At 67.7% G+C, this 17,853-nt stretch carries 18 protein-coding genes and 1 tRNA gene; 8 read left to right on the top strand and 11 right to left on the bottom strand.

What is annotated here, in order from left to right; all coding sequences use genetic code 11:
• Window positions 1-32 precede the first annotated feature (32 nt).
• Window positions 33-1,406, bottom strand: coding sequence for a glutathione-disulfide reductase (gor, locus tag AC1REK_RS17275; protein WP_492269094.1), 1,374 nt, complete (start codon window positions 1,404-1,406; stop codon window positions 33-35).
• Entirely contained in the window at window positions 1,403-2,617 is a 1,215-nt protein-coding gene (locus tag AC1REK_RS17270; RefSeq protein WP_492269095.1) for an O-antigen ligase family protein, read from the bottom strand. Before AC1REK_RS17270 ends, gor begins: the two co-directional genes overlap by 4 nt.
• Before the next feature lie 212 nt (window positions 2,618-2,829).
• On the opposite strand from AC1REK_RS17270, the gene AC1REK_RS17265 reads away from it, so the two are divergent.
• The 4 genes from AC1REK_RS17265 to AC1REK_RS17250 all read left to right on the top strand — a co-directional run bounded on the left by AC1REK_RS17265 (window position 2,830) and on the right by AC1REK_RS17250 (window position 7,380).
• A complete protein-coding gene (locus tag AC1REK_RS17265) occupies window positions 2,830-3,792 on the top strand; it encodes a Bug family tripartite tricarboxylate transporter substrate binding protein (RefSeq protein WP_492269096.1) in 963 nt (320 codons plus the stop codon).
• 76 nt (window positions 3,793-3,868) lie between these two features.
• Complete coding sequence (locus AC1REK_RS17260; RefSeq protein ID WP_492269097.1) at window positions 3,869-4,333, top strand: tripartite tricarboxylate transporter TctB family protein; 465 nt, start codon at window positions 3,869-3,871, stop codon at window positions 4,331-4,333.
• A gap of 13 nt (window positions 4,334-4,346) precedes the next feature.
• A complete protein-coding gene (locus AC1REK_RS17255) occupies window positions 4,347-5,846 on the top strand; it encodes a tripartite tricarboxylate transporter permease (protein WP_316018883.1) in 1,500 nt (499 codons plus the stop codon).
• Between the two features lie 109 nt (window positions 5,847-5,955).
• Window positions 5,956-7,380, top strand: a complete 1,425-nt coding sequence (locus AC1REK_RS17250) for an APC family permease (RefSeq protein WP_316018882.1) — start codon at window positions 5,956-5,958, stop codon at window positions 7,378-7,380.
• A gap of 71 nt (window positions 7,381-7,451) precedes the next feature.
• Here the strand turns inward: AC1REK_RS17250 and AC1REK_RS17245 are convergent, their stop codons facing one another.
• The 4 genes from AC1REK_RS17245 to AC1REK_RS17230 all read right to left on the bottom strand — a co-directional run bounded on the left by AC1REK_RS17245 (window position 7,452) and on the right by AC1REK_RS17230 (window position 10,739).
• Window positions 7,452-7,946, bottom strand: a complete 495-nt coding sequence (locus AC1REK_RS17245) for a DUF2059 domain-containing protein (protein ID WP_316018881.1) — start codon at window positions 7,944-7,946, stop codon at window positions 7,452-7,454.
• A 187-nt stretch (window positions 7,947-8,133) separates the two neighbouring features.
• Window positions 8,134-8,844: a ribose-5-phosphate isomerase RpiA gene (rpiA, locus tag AC1REK_RS17240; RefSeq protein ID WP_492269098.1), complete on the bottom strand. Its 711-nt coding sequence runs from the start codon at window positions 8,842-8,844 to the stop codon at window positions 8,134-8,136.
• Window positions 8,841-10,292: an NAD-dependent succinate-semialdehyde dehydrogenase gene (locus AC1REK_RS17235; protein WP_492269099.1), complete on the bottom strand. Its 1,452-nt coding sequence runs from the start codon at window positions 10,290-10,292 to the stop codon at window positions 8,841-8,843. The genes rpiA and AC1REK_RS17235 overlap by 4 nt, the downstream gene beginning before the upstream one ends.
• Window positions 10,293-10,421: 129 nt before the next feature.
• Entirely contained in the window at window positions 10,422-10,739 is a 318-nt protein-coding gene (locus AC1REK_RS17230) for a hypothetical protein (protein ID WP_316018940.1), read from the bottom strand.
• Window positions 10,740-10,985: 246 nt separating this feature from the next.
• Here AC1REK_RS17230 and AC1REK_RS17225 point away from each other — a divergent pair, with 246 nt between their 5' ends.
• The 3 genes from AC1REK_RS17225 (at window position 10,986) to AC1REK_RS17215 (ending at window position 12,978) form a co-directional block, all read left to right on the top strand.
• A complete protein-coding gene (locus AC1REK_RS17225) occupies window positions 10,986-11,684 on the top strand; it encodes an HAD family hydrolase (protein ID WP_492269100.1) in 699 nt (232 codons plus the stop codon).
• 36 nt (window positions 11,685-11,720) lie between these two features.
• Window positions 11,721-11,795 (top strand) — tRNA-Val (locus AC1REK_RS17220).
• Window positions 11,796-12,297: 502 nt separating this feature from the next.
• Entirely contained in the window at window positions 12,298-12,978 is a 681-nt protein-coding gene (locus AC1REK_RS17215) for a lysophospholipid acyltransferase family protein (protein WP_316018877.1), read from the top strand.
• Window positions 12,979-13,017: 39 nt separating this feature from the next.
• Here AC1REK_RS17215 and AC1REK_RS17210 read toward each other — a convergent pair whose 3' ends face one another.
• Window positions 13,018-13,686, bottom strand: coding sequence for an EipA family protein (locus AC1REK_RS17210; protein WP_492269101.1), 669 nt, complete (start codon window positions 13,684-13,686; stop codon window positions 13,018-13,020).
• Between the two features lie 213 nt (window positions 13,687-13,899).
• Between AC1REK_RS17210 and AC1REK_RS17205 the strand changes: the two genes are divergently transcribed.
• Entirely contained in the window at window positions 13,900-15,240 is a 1,341-nt protein-coding gene (locus AC1REK_RS17205; RefSeq protein ID WP_327523027.1) for a sensor histidine kinase, read from the top strand.
• Window positions 15,241-15,349: 109 nt separating this feature from the next.
• Here AC1REK_RS17205 and AC1REK_RS17200 read toward each other — a convergent pair whose 3' ends face one another.
• The 4 genes from AC1REK_RS17200 to AC1REK_RS17185 all read right to left on the bottom strand — a co-directional run bounded on the left by AC1REK_RS17200 (window position 15,350) and on the right by AC1REK_RS17185 (window position 17,823).
• Complete coding sequence (locus AC1REK_RS17200) at window positions 15,350-16,033, bottom strand: response regulator transcription factor (protein ID WP_327523028.1); 684 nt, start codon at window positions 16,031-16,033, stop codon at window positions 15,350-15,352.
• Window positions 16,034-16,294: 261 nt separating this feature from the next.
• Window positions 16,295-16,930 (bottom strand): outer membrane protein, encoded by a 636-nt coding sequence (locus tag AC1REK_RS17195; protein WP_316018873.1) that lies wholly within the window; start codon window positions 16,928-16,930, stop codon window positions 16,295-16,297.
• 201 nt (window positions 16,931-17,131) lie between these two features.
• Window positions 17,132-17,410 (bottom strand): hypothetical protein, encoded by a 279-nt coding sequence (locus AC1REK_RS17190; protein ID WP_492269102.1) that lies wholly within the window; start codon window positions 17,408-17,410, stop codon window positions 17,132-17,134.
• 116 nt (window positions 17,411-17,526) lie between these two features.
• The gene (locus AC1REK_RS17185; protein ID WP_492269103.1) at window positions 17,527-17,823 is read right to left on the bottom strand and encodes a hypothetical protein; all 297 of its coding nucleotides are present in this window, start codon (window positions 17,821-17,823) and stop codon (window positions 17,527-17,529) included.
• Window positions 17,824-17,853 lie beyond the last annotated feature (30 nt).

Raw genomic sequence — 17,853 nt, 5'->3', positions numbered from 1 at the left:
GGATGAGGCTCCCGCTGGCTTCGAGCCGGTCCTCAGAGAGCGCTCTTGCGGGCCGTGCGCATGGTGACGAGCTCTTCAGCGGCACTCGGATGCAGGGCGATGGTGCGGTCGAAATCCGCCTTGGTCGCCCCCATGGTCACGGCGATGGCAACGGCCTGGATGATCTCGCCGGCATCATGGCCGAGGATGTGGACGCCCAGCATCCTGTCGGTCTTCGCATCGACAACGAGCTTCATGTAGATGCGCTCGTGACGGCCCGAGATCGTCGCCTTCATCGGCCGGAAGCCGGTCTCGAAGACGCGCAGCTCATAGCCGGCGGCGACAGCCTGCTGCTCGGTCAGCCCGACCGTGCCGATCTCGGGCGTGGTGAACACGGCCGAGGCGACGATGCTGTGGTCGGTCGTCCATGGCTTGTTGCCGAAGGTCGAGTCGGCGAAGGCGTGGCCCTCGCGGATCGCGACCGGGGTCAGGTTGATCCGGTTGGTGACGTCGCCGACCGCATGGATCGACGGCACGCTCGAGGCCGAATTCTCGTCGACCATGACCTGGCCGACCGGTCCGAGCTTGACGCCGGCCGTTTCCAGCCCGAGCCCGGCCGTGTTGGGACGGCGACCGGTCGCGACGAGGATGACGTCGGCGTCGATCGGTTCGCCCTTGGCGCAATGGGCCCGGCGCGTGCCGTCAGGCAGCAGCTCGATCCGGTCGACCGTGCAGCCGAGGCGCAGCGCGATCCCGGCATGAGCGAGCGCCTCGCGCAGGCGCGTGCGCACATCCTCGTCGAAACCGCGCAGCACGTTGTCGCCGCGATGCAGCACGGTGACGGCGACGCCGAGCCGCGCGAACAGGCTGGCGAATTCGAGCGCAATATAGCCGCCGCCGACGACCAGCATGCGGCGGGGCAGCTCCGGCAGATGGAAGACCTCGTTCGAGGAGATGCCGTATTCGCCACCCGGGATCGGCGGATCGAAGGCCGGGTAGCCGCCGGTAGCGACGAGGATATGGCGCGCTCTCACCGGCTTGCCGCTGCGCTGCAGCCGCACGGTGTGCGCGTCCTCGATGACCGCGCGCTCCTCGTGGATCTGGACCAGCGCCGCCTCGAGCCCCTTGCGATAGAGCCCGGAGAGCCGGCCGACCTCGTTGGCGACGGCATCGCGCAGGGTCGGCCAGTCGAATTCCGGCTTGCCGAGTTTCCAGCCGAAGCCTGCGGCATCCTCGAACTCGTCGGCGAAGCGGCTGGCATAGACGAAGAGCTTCTTCGGCACGCAGCCGCGAATCACGCAGGTCCCGCCGATCCTGTCCTCTTCCGCGATCGCGACGCTGGCGCCATGGCCGGCCGAGATGCGGGCCGCGCGGGTGCCGCCGGAGCCGGCGCCGATGACGAAAAGGTCGACGTCGAACTCGCTCATGACCTGTCCTCGAGATTTTGCGCGTCCCCAGGGGGTGCGCAGAACAGCAGCGCCGCCATGGTCAGAATGGCGATCCACCAGCCTTGCCAGGCGCCATGGGCGACCACGACGATCGCGAAGCAGCCGGCGAAGAAGGCCGTCGGCAACGCGGCCCGCGCCGGTGGCAGGGGCCTTAGCCGAGCAAGCAGCAGCAGCCCGGCTGCGGCGAGCAGGGCCGCTCCGACCAGGCCGGTATCAACCCAGGTCTGCAGCGGCGCGCTATGGGGGTGGCCAACCGGGAGCAGCGCCCGGCGCGGCTCGGAGATGCCCTGCGCCACCGGATTTCGGTCCAGTGTTGCGGCAGCGTTGAAACCGTAACCGAGAATCGGCCGCAGCATCGCCGCCTCGCCGAAAGTCTCCCAGATGTCGATGCGGACCTCGTGCGACGGATGGAGCTTGCTGCGCAGCGCGGTCGGCATCTGCGCCTCGAGCACTGGCCCGATCGCGGGAGCTAGCGCCATGGTCGCGAGGAAGGCGGCACCGGTCGCCGCCAGGATCAGGCGCGGCGCAGCGGCGAAGGCGAGCCGCGCGACGAGCATCACGACGAGCCCGAGCTTGGCCGCTTCGCTGTCCGACACGAAGACCAGGACTGTCACGACGAGCCCGACCAGGCCGGCGAGCGCGCGATCGAACCCACCCCCTTCACGCCAGAGCCGGTAGATCACCGGCACTGCCAGGATCAGGGGCGTGAGGGCGGCGCGGTTGAAATAGAAGCTCTCCTGGCGCCGGTCGAGAGCGAGCCATTTGCGCACCGCGAACTCGGTGAGGAACTCGTAGAAGAGCAGGCAGCTTGCCAGGATCACCGTGACGGCGAGCACGCGCAGGAACCGCCGGGACGGCGCGAAGGCGCCGCTCGCGGCGATCACCAGCCCGGCAGCCGGCGGCAGCATGAACTCACCCCACATCCGCAGGCCGCCCAGGGGCTGGTGGCTCCAGCTCGTGCTGGCCAAAGCCCAGAGGGCGAACACCAACAACAGAATGGCGAGCGGCGACGACAAGAGTTTGCGCGCGCGCGCACGCATCTGCATACCGCCATCCGCGGCGAGGCCGGCGACCAGGAAAGCGAGTGCGGCCAGGCACAGAAACAGCGGCGCGGAACGCGTCGCAGCCCACATTGCGAGGGGAATGGCGGCCAGCAGCCCGTGGCCGATCGCGGCGGCGGCGGCAGCCATGCGGCTGTCCATCGCAGGGGAAGAAGCAGGTGCGAACATCGGCCTGCTCTTACGCGATCGCCGGAGCCGGCAACAGGGGGAAGTCTGGCACCAGCGAAAGACCTTGACTTAAGATTGATCAATCAGGCGCAATTGACCGGGCGGGCGGCGCAATGTCACAGGCAGGCGCCTACAACATATTGCGCGGAACGGCCGCGCGCGGGAGGTAGAACATGCTGACAACCATTCTCAAGCGCGGCGCCGTCACGGCGGTCGCGCTCGCAGGCCTGACGACGGCAGCCTTCGCCCAGCTCGAGCTGAAGATCATGGCTCCGGCCGCCCCCGGCGGCGGCTGGGACGGGACGGCCCGCTCCATGCAGCAGGCCCTGACCGCGTCGGGCATCGCCAAGAGCGTCCAGGTGACCAATGTCACCGGCGCGGGCGGCACGATCGGCCTCGCCCAGCTGATCGGCGCCAAGGGCGACGGCCACCAGCTGATGGTCAACGGCTTCGTGATGGTCGGCGCGATCCTGCTCAACAAGTCGCCGGTCAACCTCTCGCAGGCGACCCCGATCGCGCGCCTGACCGCCGAGGCGCTGGTCATCGTCGTTCCCGCCGACTCGCCGATCAAGACCGCCAAGGACCTCGCCGAGCGCGTCAAGGCCGATCCGGCGAAGGTAACCTGGGCCGGCGGCTCGGCCGGCGGCGCCGACCACATCCTCGCCGCGCTGTTCACCGACGCGGCCGGCGGCGACGCCAAGAAGATCAACTACATCCCGTTCTCGGGTGGCGGCGAGGCGCTGGCCGCCATGCTCGGCGGCCGGGTCACCGCCGGCATCTCCGGCTATGGCGAGTTCGAGGGCCAGATCAAGGCAGGCAAGCTGCGTGTCGTCGGCGTCAGCTCCAGCAAGCGCCTGGAGAACGCGCCGGACGCGCCGACCCTGAAGGAGGGCGGCGTCGATGTCGAGCTGCTCAACTGGCGTTCGGTCGTCGCGCCTCCGGGCCTGACGGACGCGCAGAAGAGCACGCTTTCCGGCGCCATCGACAAGATGGTGAAGTCGAAGGAGTGGGCCGAGATCCTGAAGGCTCGCGGCTGGGACGACGCCTATCTCGCCAGCGCCGAGTTCGACGCCTTCCTGAAGGCCGAGACCGTGCGCGTCGAGAAGGTCATGCGCGATGTCGGCCTGGTGAAGTAAGGCCATCTGACACAAGCGGGCGGCCCAGCGGCCGCCCGCACTCTTCCCTTTTCGCACACGCTCGACGGCAAAGCCCATGTCCCGAACCATCGACCGCCCTGCCCTCGTCGTCGGGCTCCTCCTCCTGGCCGCGGCGGCGATCGTCGCCTTCGACGCCTCGCGCCAGACGATCACCTCCAATTACGGCGTCGGCCCGACCGCGATGCCCTATGTCGTCTGCGCCGGGCTCGTCGTGCTCGGCCTCGCGCATCTCGTCGTCGCCTTCAAGGAAGGCCTGCCGAAGCCTGAGCCGGCCGATGTGCGGGCGCTGCTCTGGATCGGCGGCGGGCTCGTCGGGCTGATCGCCTGCATCGCGCTCGGCGGCGGCTTCATCATCGCGACCGCGATCCTGTTCGCCTGCGCGGCCCGCGGCTTCGGCCGCGATGCGCTGCCCGCCGACATCGCGATCGGCTTCGTCATGGGCGCCTCGATCTACCTGCTCTTCCTCAAGCTCCTGACCCTGTCGCTGCCGGCCGGGCCGCTCGAACGTCTCCTCGGCTGAAAGGCGCGCCAAGATGGAAACCCTGCTCGCGCTCGCCAACGGCTTCTCCGTCGCCTTCGAGCCCTCCAAGCTGCTGTTCTGCCTGATCGGCGTCTTCCTCGGCACGGCCGTGGGCGTGCTACCCGGCATCGGCCCGGCGCTGACGGTCGCCCTGCTGCTGCCGGTGACCTTCAAGCTCGATCCGGCCGGCTCGCTGATCATGTTCGCCGGCATCTACTATGGCGGCATGTATGGCGGCTCGACCACCGCCATCCTGCTCAATGCACCCGGCGAGAGCGCCTCGCTGGCGACAGCGCTGGAAGGCTCCAAAATGGCCAAGGCCGGGCGCGGCGGGCCGGCGCTGGCGACGGCGGCGATCGGCTCCTTCGTCGCCGGGCTGATCGCGACGATCGGCCTCGCCTTCCTGGCGCCCTGGCTGGTCGAGCTCGCGATCAAGTTCGGGCCCTGGGACTATTTCGCCCTGATGATCGTCGCCTTCGTCACGGTCTCGGCGACCTTCGGCGACTCGCCGCTGCGCGGCCTGACGAGCCTGTTCCTCGGCATGCTGCTCGGGCTGATCGGCATCGACAAGCTGACCGGCCAGGCCCGCCTGACCTTCGGCGTGCCGGAACTGCTCAACGGCGTTGAAGTGACGACGCTGGCGGTCGGCCTGTTCGCGGTCGGCGAGGCCTTCTACGTCGCCTCCAAGCGCTGGCGCGAGCCCGAAGAGATCATTCCGATCAAGGGCTCACTGTGGATGAACAAGCAGGACTGGAAGCGCTCCTGGGCGCCCTGGCTGCGCGGCACCGCCTATGGCTTCCCGATCGGAGCACTGCCGGCGGGCGGCGCCGAGGTGCCGACGTTCCTGTCCTATTCGACCGAGAAGAAGCTCTGCAAATACCCGGAGGAGTTCGGCAAGGGCGCGATCGAAGGCGTCGCCGGGCCGGAAGCCGCCAACAACGCCTCCGCCGCCGGCACCCTCGTGCCGTTGCTGACGCTCGGCCTGCCGACCTCGGCGACGGCGGCGATCATGCTCGCCGGCTTCCAGCAATACGGGCTCAACCCCGGCCCGCTGCTCTTTGCCGAGAAGCCGGACCTGGTCTGGGGCCTGATCGCCTCGCTGTTCATCGCCAACGTCATGCTGGTGATCCTGAACCTGCCGCTGATCGGGCTCTGGGTCCGGCTTCTGGCGGTGCCGCAGCCCTGGCTCTATGCCGGCATCCTGGTCTTCGCGACCATGGGCACGCTCGCCGTCAACCCCTCACCGGTCGAGCTCGGCATGCTCTTCCTCTTCGGCTATCTCGGCTATCTGATGCGCCGCTACGACTATCCGGTCGCGCCGATGGTGGTCGGGCTGATCCTCGGGCCGATGGCCGAGGCGCAGCTGCGCCGCGCTTTGCAGATCAGCCTCGGCGATCCGATGATCCTGCTCGAGAATCCGGGCTCCGCGACGCTGCTCGGCATCGCCTTCATCGCCCTGGTCGCGCCCTTCGTGATGAAGGGGCTGAACAAGTTCAAGGCCGCCGAGGACTGACGCCAGACGCGCAACCGGTACGTGCAAACGCCGGTTGCGCTCGAACAAATGCGGCGCGACTGTGTTGCGATCTTCACCGGCCCTGCGTGGGCCCGACCGAGGATCGACCATGAGCGACGTAACGCTTTCTCCCACCGCCGCCCCGCCTGCAACCGCCGAGCCCAGCCTGCACCGCGTGATGGGGCCGTGGCTGCTGCTGCTCTTCATCGTCGGCGACATTCTCGGCACCGGCATCTACGCGCTGACCGGGCAGGTCGCCAAACAGGTCGGCGGCGTGGTCTGGCTACCCTTCCTGATCGCCTTCATCGTCGCGATGATCACGGCGTTCAGCTATCTCGAACTGGTCACCAAATATCCGCGGGCCGCCGGCGCGGCGCTCTATGCGCACAAGGCCTTCGGCGTCCATTTCATCACCTTCATCGTCGCCTTCGCGGTGATGTGCTCGGGCATCACCTCGGCCTCGACCGCCTCGCGCGCCTTCGCGGCGAACATGTCGAGCGCCTTCGGGCTCGGCCTTTCCGGGGGCATCGGCATTACACTGCTCGGGCTGGGCTTCATGGCGATCGTCGCGGCGGTGAATTTCCGCGGCGTCGGCGAGAGCGTGAAGGCCAATGTCGTGCTGACCTGCGTCGAGCTGACCGGCCTCCTAATCGTGATCTTCGTCGGGCTATGGGCGATCGCCGCCGGCCAGGGCGACGTCTCGCGGGTGATGCAGTTCAAGCCGGCCGGCGATGGCGGCATGTTCTGGCCGGTGATCGCCGCGACCACCCTCGCCTTCTTCGCGATGGTCGGTTTCGAGGACTCGGTCAACATGGCCGAGGAATGCAAGGAGCCGACGCGGATCTTCCCGAAGGTGCTGCTCGCCGGCCTCGTCATCACCGGCGTAATCTATGTGCTGGTCTCGATCTCGGCGATCACCCTGGTCTCGCCCGAGCAGCTCGGCGAGGGCGAGACGCCGCTGCTCAAGGTGGTCGCGGCCGGCGCGCCGAACTTCCCGATCTGGATCTTCGGCTTCATCACCATGTTCGCGGTCGCCAACAGCGCGCTGATCAACATGCTGATGGCGAGCCGGCTGGTCTACGGCATGAGCCGCGAGCATGTGCTGCCGCCGGTGCTCGGCAAGGTCCACCCGAGCCGGCGCAGCCCCTATGTCGCGATCGCCTTCACGACGCTGCTCGCCTTCGCGCTGATCACCTTCGTCGGCGAGGTCCCTGCGCTCGGCGGCACCACGGCCCTGCTGCTGCTCTGCGTCTTCACGGTCGTCAACATCGCCGTGCTGATCCTGCGCAAGGACCCGGTCGACCACGACCATTTCCGCACCCCGACGATCCTGCCGGTGGCGGGCGCCCTGTTCTGCGCCTTCTTCGCCGGGCCATGGACCGGTCGCGACCCGGTCCAGTACAAGATCGCCGGCGTGCTGATCGGCATCGGCGTCGTGCTCTGGGTGGTCACCGTGATGGTCAATCGCGCCACGGGCGTGCGCCCGAGCGACCCGACCATGGAGGACATCGGCGGTCACGGGCCGGTGAACTGAAGGCGGCGGCAGAAAAGAAAAAAGCCGCCGGCGCGCGAGCACCGGCGGCTCTCATGCGGCAGTGACGCCGCTCAGAGCTGGTGGCCGCGCTTGCGCATCTCGGCATAGAAGCGGTCATAGAGGAGATTGCTGGTCGCAACGCTCCAGGGCTGCATCACCGTGAAGATCTCATCGATGACCTCAGGCCGGAAGGTGTTGTAGCGCTGGCCGACCGGCGAGTTGAAGAAGGCCGCGACTTCCTTCAGGTCAGGCTCGGTCATCTTGCCGGCGAAAGCGCGCGCAGAGGTGTCGACGATCTCGTTGCGCTTGGCCTCGGCATCGTCCTTGAGGCTGGCAAGGATCTCGTCGATGTCCTTCTTCAGCTCGGGCCGCGTCGTGCCGACGCTCTGGCGCACGCCGGCGACGAATTCGGTGTAGATCGAGTCGAAGGACTGGGCGAGGCCGGAGGAGACGACCACGTCGCGGGCTGCCTTCAGATGCTCGGGGCTCGGCGCCTGCTGCGCCAGCGCCGGCGCGGCAAGCAGCGCCAGCGAAAGGATCGCGCCGGCAAGGCTGTGACGGATCATGCAGGTTTCCCCTTTATCGAATCGCGGCGCCGGCCGCACCCGCCGCATGAGGCGGCAAATCGTGGCCGGACACACTGTTGGCCGCTCTTAGAACATGTCCAGCCAAAGTGGAAACCACTTTTGCTGCGTGCCTTCATTGTCGGGACATTGCCGAGAAAGCGGGCGCCAACGTGGCGAGAATCCGGCTTCAGCCGCGCTTGGCCGCCACGTCCCCGTAGACCTGCACGCCAGCCGGCCCCGCGACGAAGGCGGCCGTCGCCAGGCCGATGAACAGGCCGCTCTCGACCACGCCGGGCACCTGGTTCAGCAAGGCCGCAAGCCGCTCGGGATTCGCTATGCTGCCGAGATGCGCATCCAGGATGAAATGACCGCCATCGGTCAGCAGCGTCGATCCATCCGGCAGCTTGCGCAGAACGAGATCGCCACTCGCACCGGCAGCGGCGATCGCGGCTGCGGTCGCGCGCCGGGTCGCCTCGAGGCCGAAGGGCACGACCTCGATCGGGAGCGGGAAACGGCCGAGCGTCGCGACCTGCTTGCCGGCATCCGCGATCACCACCATCCGCTGCGAGGCGGCGGCGACGATCTTCTCGCGCAGCAGGGCGGCGCCCCCGCCCTTGATCAGCCGCAGGAAGCCGTCGATCTCGTCGGCCCCGTCGATGGTGAGGTCGAGCTCCGGCGTCTCGTCGAGCGTCGACATCGGGATGCCGAGACCGAGCGCCTGCGCCTGCGTCGCCTCCGAAGTCGCGACGCAGAGTACGTCGAGCCCGGCGGCCACCTTCGCACCGAGGCCGTCGACGAAGTGCTTGGCGGTGGAACCCGTGCCGAGGCCAAGCCGCATGCCCGGCTGCACCAGCGCCAGCGCCGCTTCGGCAGCAGCCTTCTTGAGATCGTCGCTCATGCGCCGAGCCCGCCGACGAGCATGTACTTCATCTCGACGAACTCATCGATGCCGTGCAGCGAGCCTTCACGGCCGAGGCCGGATTCCTTGACGCCGCCGAAGGGCGCAACCTCGGTGCCGAGCATGGCCGAGTTGATGCCGACCATGCCGTATTCCAGCTCTTCGGCAACGCGGAAGGCGCGGCCGAGATCCCTGGTGTAGAAATAGGCGGCAAGGCCGAAGGGTGTGTCGTTGGCGAGCGCGACGACCTCGTCCTCATTCTTGAAGCTGTAGACCGGCGCGACCGGACCGAAGGTCTCCTCGCGCGTCACCAGCATCTTGGTGGTCACACCCGACAGCACGGTCGGCTCGTAGAAGCTGCGGCCAAGCGCATGGCGCTTGCCGCCGGTCACGACCTTGGCCCCGCCCGCCACCGCATCGGCGACATGGCGCTCGACCTTCTCGACCGCGCGCGCATTGATCAGCGGTCCCTGCACCACGCCGACCTCGACGCCGTTGCCGACCTTCATCTTGGCGACTTCGCCGGCGAACTTCGCCACGAACTCGTCATGGATGCCCTCCTGGACGAAGAGCCGGTTGGTGCAGACGCAGGTCTGGCCCATGTTGCGGAACTTGGCCGCGATCGCGCCCTGAACGGCCGCGTCGACATCGGCATCGTCGAAGACGATGAAGGGCGCGTTGCCGCCTAGCTCGAGCCCGACCTTCTTCACGGTCGAAGCCGCCTGCTGCATCAGGAGCTTGCCGACCGGGGTCGAGCCGGTGAAGCCGATGAAGCGCACCGTCGGATGCGAGGTCATCACGCCACCGATCGCGGCGGCGTCTCCGGTGACGAGGTTGATCACGCCCTTGGGGAAGCCGGCGCGCTCGGCGAGCTCGACCAGGGCGAGCGCGGTGAGCGGGGTGTCCGGCGCCGGCTTGACCACGAAGGTGCAGCCTGCGGCAAGGCCGGGCGCACATTTGCGGGTGATCATCGCCGCCGGGAAATTCCAGGGCGTGATCGCGGCGCAGACGCCGACCGGCTGCTTCTGCACGATGATGCGCGAATTCGGGAAGGGCGAGGGAATCGTCTCGCCATAGATGCGCTTGGCTTCCTCGGCGTAGAACTCGACGAAGGAGGCGGCATAGGCGACCTCGCCGCGCGCCTCGGACAGCGGCTTGCCTTGCTCGGCCGTCATGATCTGCGCCAGGTCCTCCTGGTTCGCCATGATCAGCTCGAACCATTTGCGCAGGATCGTCGAGCGCTCCTTGGCGGACTTCTTGGCCCAGGGCTTGAAGGCGCGCGAAGCCGCCTCGACCGCCGCTGTCGTCTCGTTCGCGCCGAAGCGCGGCACCTTGGCCAGAACCTCGCCAGTCGCGGGATTGTCGACCGTATCGACGCCCTCGCCGATCCAGCTGCCGTCGACATAGCACTGCGAGCGAAGGAGCGCGGGGTCGTTGAGCTTTAGCATGGCAGGCCTCGGACATTGCGGAGGGGATGCCGGGCTCTAGCATGCGCGCACCGGGCTTGCCGACAGCAAAAAGGCCGCATCAGGCGCATGGGCGCCCGGCGAAGACCGTCCAGCCGGCAAAAACGCCTGCTATTTCGCCTGCGGCGTGCAGACCACCTTATCGTCGAAGACGTAGCAGATGCTCATTTCGCCGGTGCGGACATTGGCGCGGAAGATGCCGCCTTCGCGCTCATGTCGCGACGGCACGAGAACGTAATCGCTCGGCGGCTGGGGGCCCGCCCCCTCGCCGGCCGGGAAGCAGGCGGTGACGCCGATGCCGCCCTCCTTGAGCTGGAACTGGCAGGCGCCGACTTCGCCGGTCGCCTTGTCGACGCGATAGACGCGGTTGAGATCGGTCTGCGGCGCCGGGGCGAATTCGAACGGCGCCGCATGGGCGGGAGCCGCCAGGAACGCCGCAACGAAGCCGGCGAGCGAGAGCGCCCGGCCAAGCCTGCGCTTCGGATTTTCCGAGATCTTCGACACCACTGCGACCCTTCCGACGATTCGTCCGCAGACTACCATGCCGGCCAGCCGGGATGAGCCCGCCAAATTGCCGGGCACGCCAATGTGAGCGGAAACGCGCGGCGCCGCCCGGCTCTTGCCAAGCTGGGGACGAAGGCCTTTAAGCCGAGCAACGCAGCCATAGAGATCGCCATGTCCCTGCCTCCCATCGTCGTTTTCGACCTCGACGGCACGCTCGCCGAAACCGCGCCCGACATCATGCGCACGCTCAACGTCATCCTGGAGCGCGAGGGCCTGCCGGCCCTGCCGGTCGAGCGGGCACGCGAACTGGTCGGTGCCGGCGCGCGCGCCCTGATCGAGCGCGGTTTCAAGGTCAGCGGCCGCCCGCTCGGAGCCGAGAAGCTCGAACTGCTGTTCGAGGATTTCCTTTCGATCTACGCCGAAGCCGTCGCGCCCAACAGCTTCGTCCATGACGGCGTCATCGGCGCGCTCGACACGCTCGCCGCAGAGGGTTTCGTCTTCGGCGTCTGCACCAACAAGCCGATCCTGCACACGCGGTTGATCCTCGACCATTTCGCGATCACCGACCGCTTCGCGGCGATCGCCGGGCGCGACAGCTTCCCGTTCTTCAAGCCGGATCCGCGCCATCTGACGCAGACGATCGCCGAGGCCGGCGCCGATCCGCGGCGCGCGGTGATGGTCGGCGATTCGCACACCGATATCGCGACCGCCCGCGCCGCCGGGCTGCCCGTGATCTGCGTGCCCTTCGGCTACACCGACGTGCCGATCGAGAGCCTGTCGCCCGATCTGGTGATCCAGCACTTCAGCGAATTGCCGAAGGCGGTGCGCCGGCTGACCGGCGGTGAACCGGCACTCGCTGAGCGTTCTTGACGGCGCAGCCGCGCCCCACTAGGAACAGCGCGGTCCGGGCGGCTAGCTCAGCGGTAGAGCACTCCCTTCACACGGGAGGGGTCACAGGTTCGATCCCTGTGCCGCCCACCATTACCTTCCCAAGCCGATAGAATTTGCCGCGCTGGCGGCACCGAACTGGTTCGGCCTCGGGCCAGCTCGACGTTGCCGCAGACCAGACACGCCTTCGGCCGGGAACAATCACTGACGGCGATTCGTTTCAGCATGGTGCCTTGGCGCCCGAGGCGGCGACGACGCCCGTGAGGCATTAGCGGAAGATTTACTGCAGGGCGCCCATGATCGCCTTCGGCGTTGGCGCTCGAGTGACCCATGATCTATTTCGGAATCATCTGCCTGGCTTCGCTGGCCATCTTCGTCGAGATGGCAGACCGCGCGCCCGAGCTCCCGTGGCACGACTGATCGATCCGTCGCGACCCAACCGAGTCTGCCAAATCCAATAGCGCCGGAAAGCAGCGACCGCCCGGTCGGGCAAGGCCACTTTTCGTAGCCAACCGCCCCCGCCGCACAGCCGGGCAATGTTCCAGCAAGCCGACACGCCGACCACTCCGCCGGGATCTCCCGTGGAGCTCGGATCATGCGATTCGGAAATCAACCCTCTGCGGCCTTCGCCGGCCGCGCCCTGCACGCCTATCTCGACTTCGTCCAGCGGACGACGCGCTTCAAGCCGGCGATCCCCGGCGCCAGGCCTTGGGAGCGCAGCCGCGAGCCCTTCATCGCTCTGACCTGGCACGGCCAGCAGATGCTGAGCCTCGCCGCGCTCGACGGCGCAGCACAAGTCGCGGTCCTGACCTCGCTGCACTTCGACGGAACCGTGGTGGCCTCGGTGGTGGAGCGAGCCGGCTTTCGCGTCATCCGCGGCTCGGGCACCCAGAGCCGCCCGAAGATCATGGCCAAGCGGGCCATTCCCGCCTTCTTCGAGATGCGCGAGGCGCTGCGCGACGGAACCAGCCTGCTGCTTACCGCCGATGTGCCGAAGGTCGCGCGCATCGCCGGCAAGGGGGCGGTCCAGCTCGCGCGCTCAACGGGCCGGCCGATCTATCTGTTCGCGGCGGTAACGAGCGCGCGCCTCGACCTAGACAATTGGGACAGGGCCAGCATCGCCCTGCCCTTTGGCCGCGGCTGCATCCTCTGGTCGGAGCCGCTCTTCGTTCGCAGATCGGCCGACGAGCGCGAAATGGGCCTGATCGCACTCGATATTTCGAGTCAGCTCGACGAATTGCACGCCACGGCGCACCGCCTTCTCGAGCGGCGCTGACCCGGCTTGCCCTTCCTGCCCTGGTCGGTCCGGCGCTCTTCAGCGGCCGGGCGGCGCGCAGTCGGCCGGCGTGGCGCAGATCCTGCGGGGCGGACGCAGCTGTTGCGGCGCCTCGCTCGGCGCGATGACGATGCGGCTGAGGTCGCCGGAGAAGCGCAGGCCGAGCCCGGAGGAGATCAGCACGATCCGGGCCCGCGGCGATGCCAGGATCGTCGCATTGGCACCGGCGAGGAAATGGGCGCTGCCGCCGATGCTGGCATAGGTGCCGAAGACATCCTCGCGCCGGTCGAGACCGTAGACCAGCATGATCACCCGGCCGTAATCGGCGCCGAGGCCGATGCCGACGGAGAGCGCCGACCAGCTCACGGGAACCGGGACGCCATCCGAGAAACGCAATTCGCCGCTGCCATGCCGCCCGCCGATCACGAAGGAGCCGCTGAGCTCGCCGCCGACGATATAGGCGTTGGGTTCGCCAAAGAGCGCGAGCGAGCGTTCGATCGGGATACTGACCGTCTTGGAGGTGGTGTCGAACACCGTCTCGACCAGCCGGAAGATGTCCTGCCGCGAAGTCGTCGGCAACTGGCCGGCCCGGACATCCCGATCCGTCACCGCAACCTGCGCCGGCGCGAGGCCCGGAGCGAGAGCCAGCAGCGCAACCAGCAGGCAACACAGCGCAGGCCAATTCCGGGGGACACGCAGCGCAGGCATCAGGCCGGCAGCTCCAGGAGAGAGTTGAACGGCAATGGCGATACGGTCCATGCAGAAGGCGGAAGGGGCGAGTGCCCGGCTCCGCAACCCATAGCCCGATCGAGGTTCCGTGACGACCCGCAACGCCGCCTCGATCTTGCTTCGGCCCGGGCCGGCCGCGCTGCCGGCCTTGGCCGGCCTCCATCTTCTGCCGCATAGTGGCGCCGACCGGTCATGACATCGCTGTCACGCGCCCTCACCATCCGCCTGTCGCTTCTCGGCATCGTCCTGCTCACCGCCTTCATCGGCGCCGTCATCGCCTTCGCCTTGATCACCGAGGATCCGGCGGCCCTGCGCAACGACGTCACCTCCCAGATCATCCAGCAGAGCGTGCGCCAGCCAGCCGGCAACGCCTTGCAGGTCGAGAAGACCGCGGGCCTGCTCCAGATCGAGCGCGACAGCCCCGGCCTCTGGTACCTGGTCTCCGACGGACGTTCGGTCGTCGAGTATGCGCCAGAATTGCGGCCCGGCCTGCCGATCGACATCAGGCTCGATGGGCCGACCATCGCGGCACAGATGCGGGTCGGCGGAGACAACGCCCTCGCCTTCGACGTGGTCGAGAACGACGGAAACCGATTCATCGTGGCCACCGGCGGCGGACTGCCGGGCTGGGATCGGATCCTCGGCTATTCCTTGCGCTCGCTCGCCTGGCCGGCGCTGGCGATCTCGGTGGTTTTCGGCCTGCTGATCGCAGGAGCCATCGCGATGTCGGTCTCCTACATCAGTGAGCGACTGCACAGCGCGGCGGAAGCCGCGGCCCGAATCGACCCGAAGGCGCCGCGCGGCCTGCTGCCGACCGAGGAGACGCCGGCCGAGCTGATGCCGCTGACGACCGCGCTGAACGCCGCGCTCGACCAGATCGCCGGCAATATGGAGACGCAGCGGCGCTTCATGAACAATGTCGCGCATGAGCTGCGCACCCCGCTGACCGTGATGCGCGGCCGGGTCGACGCGCTGCCGAACGACCAGATGCGGCTGGCTCTCACCACCGATATCAGCCGGCTGACCACCATCGTCTCGTCGATGCTGCAGCTCGCCCGCCTGCACAGCAGCGAGCTCCCCTTCGAACCGCTTCAGCTAAACGCGATCGCCCGCGCGGTGCTGGCCGACCTGGCGCCGCTGATTCTCGACAATGGCGCCGATGTCGCGCTGGAAGAGGAAGGCGAGCGGCGGGCGCTGATCGAGGCCAATGAACCGACGGTACGCGCGGCCATCGCCAATCTCGTCGACAACGCGCTGCGCCATGCCAAGGCGAAGTCGACGATCATGGTCAAGGTGATCGACGGCGCGGTGATCGAGGTCGCCGATGACGGGATCGGCATCGCGGCTTCCGACCGCCCGCAGATGACCGAGCCGTTCAACCGGATGTCGCCGAACTCGACCGGCGCCGGACTCGGCCTGACCATCGTGCGCGACATCATGGCCGCCCATGGCGGCACGCTGACCATTCTCGGCAGGCCGGGCGGCGGCACCGTGATGCGCCTCGTCTTCCCGCCGCAGGAGACGCGTGCCTGAGGCGCTGATACGTTCTGCGCCGGCAAAAGCGCCATCCCGGCCGCTACGACGTTGAGCGGCGCTGCGGGGCTTGCCTGGTGTGATGGCTGGCTCGGATCGAGATCCAAACTCAGCCGACCGCTTCGGAGACCCGCAACATGTAGCCGATGCCGCGCAGCGAGGTGATCTCGACCCGGGCGCCGGCATCCCTGAGCTTGCGCCGCAGCCGCGAGATCTGTGCCTCCAGCGTGTTGGATTCGATCAGATCGTCGAAGCCGTAGACCGCCTCGATCAGGACGTCGCGGGTGACGACCCGGCCGACGCGCTGAACCAGCGCCTCGAGGATCAAGGTCTCGCGTCGACGCAGATCGAGCATCTCAGAATCGACGGACGCGCAGCGGCCCTCGAGATCGAGCGAGAGATTACCCGCCGTGATCACCAGCGAGCGTTTGGGATGGCGGCGGCGCATGATGACCCGCAGCCGCGCCAGCAATTCCTCCGGCTCGAAGGGCTTGATGAGATAGTCGTCGGCGCCGCCGTTCAGCCCCTCGATAACGTCGGCCTTGGCATCGCGGGCTGTCAGAACCAGGAAGGCCGGCCGCGTCTCGGCCGTGCTGAGCGCCTTGACGATCGAAAGGCCGTCGCCATCGGGCAGGCGCCGGTCGACGATGGCGATGTCGAAGGGCGTCGAGCGCAGGGCGGCGAGCGCCGCATCGACCGTCGTCGTGCGATCGGCGATGAGGCCGGCATTGGTGAGAAGGGAAGAGAGGAAGGCCATCAGCTGTGGCTCATCCTCGACGATCAAGGCGCGCATGAGGGAGAATCAGATCAGGGGTGCACGGATGAAACGTGATGCCGGAATAGGGGCGATGTATCCAGACGCATCACGCTCCATCCATGCCTGGGAACGGCCGCAGGCGCCGGCGCCGAACTGGTCACATCGACCTGGTCGGTGAGCCGGCCGCTCGCTTCTGGACAGAGCCTCTTCGTAGATCGGCTTGCGCTGCAAGCCGGCAGAAGAGCATCCAGGACCGCAAGGTAGTCCGGGCCGGTTCCCGGCCCGGGATTTCGAGGCTCAGAACCGGTAGTTCAGACCGGTCTTGATGAGATGCTCGTTGACACCGACGCGGGTGCGGCCGGCACCCAGCTGGAAGTTCTGCTTGCCGAGCGAGACGTAGTTGTACTCGATCTTGGCGGAGAGATTGTCGGTGATGCCGTATTCGGCGCCGGCGCCGACGACATAGCCGAGCTTGCTCTTGTCCTTCGAGATCGGGCCGTTGCTGGCCTTCAGGCTGCCATAGGCGGCGCCGGCGAGGCCGTAGACCAGCACGCGGTCGAAGGCGACGCCGGCGCGAGCCTTCAAGGTACTGACGTAGCGCATGTCAGCACTGGTGCCGACGGTGCGCTTGGAGCCCTGGCCGATGCCGTTTATCGAGATGTCGGCCTCGAGACCGGTGACGAGACGGCCTGACTGCACGGTGTAGCCGATCTGGCCGCCGAACAGGGCCTCGTTGCGGCTCTTGCGGGCGACGCCCTGGAAGCGGTCGAAAGCGGCGCCGGCGTGGGCACCGACATAGACACCGTTCCAGTTATAGGTCCGCGGCTGGGAATAGGCCGGCTGCCATTGCTGGACGGGCACGCGACGATCGGCCGCCATAGCGGGAACTGCGAGCAGGGCCAGCAGGCCGACCATCGGGATGAGACGTTTCATCGAAGACTCCTTGCAGCGGCTCGCTCGCCGCCGACGCATCTGCCTTGCGACCCTCATGTCCGGGCATCGGACCGGGTCGACGCGGTGCAGATTGCGGGCGAAGATTACGGCAAGGTTGCCCGTCCTACGGGCCCCCGCGGCAAGGCAGGTTTCTCCGAGATCTGGGTTGGAGGGGGGACGAGAGCGCGCGAGCGGGGGCGCTCAGTTCCGGGCGCTGCGCACCGGAAGCGCTCCCGAATCTCCTGCGCCGGCCGCGCGCTCGGCCAGCGGCGCAGTCGCCAGGAACTGCTCGATCGCAAGCTGGGTGATGTCGCCGGAATGGCCGGAACGGTGCAGGCCGAGTATCAGGCGTGCGAGCCATTCGCGGTGCGGGTTCTCGAAGGGGCCGTCGATCGGCGCGACGCGCTGCCACGCCTCGTGAAAGACGCTTCCCAGAGCGGCGAGCTCTTCGGGCCCGGCATTGAATTGGCGCGCTGACATGGCGAGCTTCCCGGCTTATCCCGGAGCGGAACAGAGCCCGCCCGGCCTTGCAATCGGAAATTGCCCCTCGCCGCAGTTCTATGGGAACGATCGGTTAACGACAATCCGAAAAGCCATCACAGGCTGCGCACGATTTCGCGCGGATGAAGCGCCGCGAAAGCGCGGGCCGAATCACGAAACGCCATCCAGGCGGACCGCATTTCGGTGTCGGCGCGGTGCGCTGCGGGAAGCAGAGGACGGGTGCGCTCGTCGACCGCCGCATCCGGGTCTATGCGTGCCGAGCGGCAGAGTGCGCGCGCGATCCTGATGATGCGCTGTTCCTCATTGTCGTCGGGAATCATGGTCGGCAGGCCTCGTTTTCGCCGCGAAGCATGCGGCGCGACCAGAACGCGCGACGGCGTGTGGGGTTCCATGATCGGCTGCCCAGCTTTCGCCGGAAAAGC

Source organism: Allobosea sp. GW823-FHT02B03, assembly GCF_058797755.1.
This window is presented reverse-complemented; position numbering and strand designations above follow the sequence as displayed.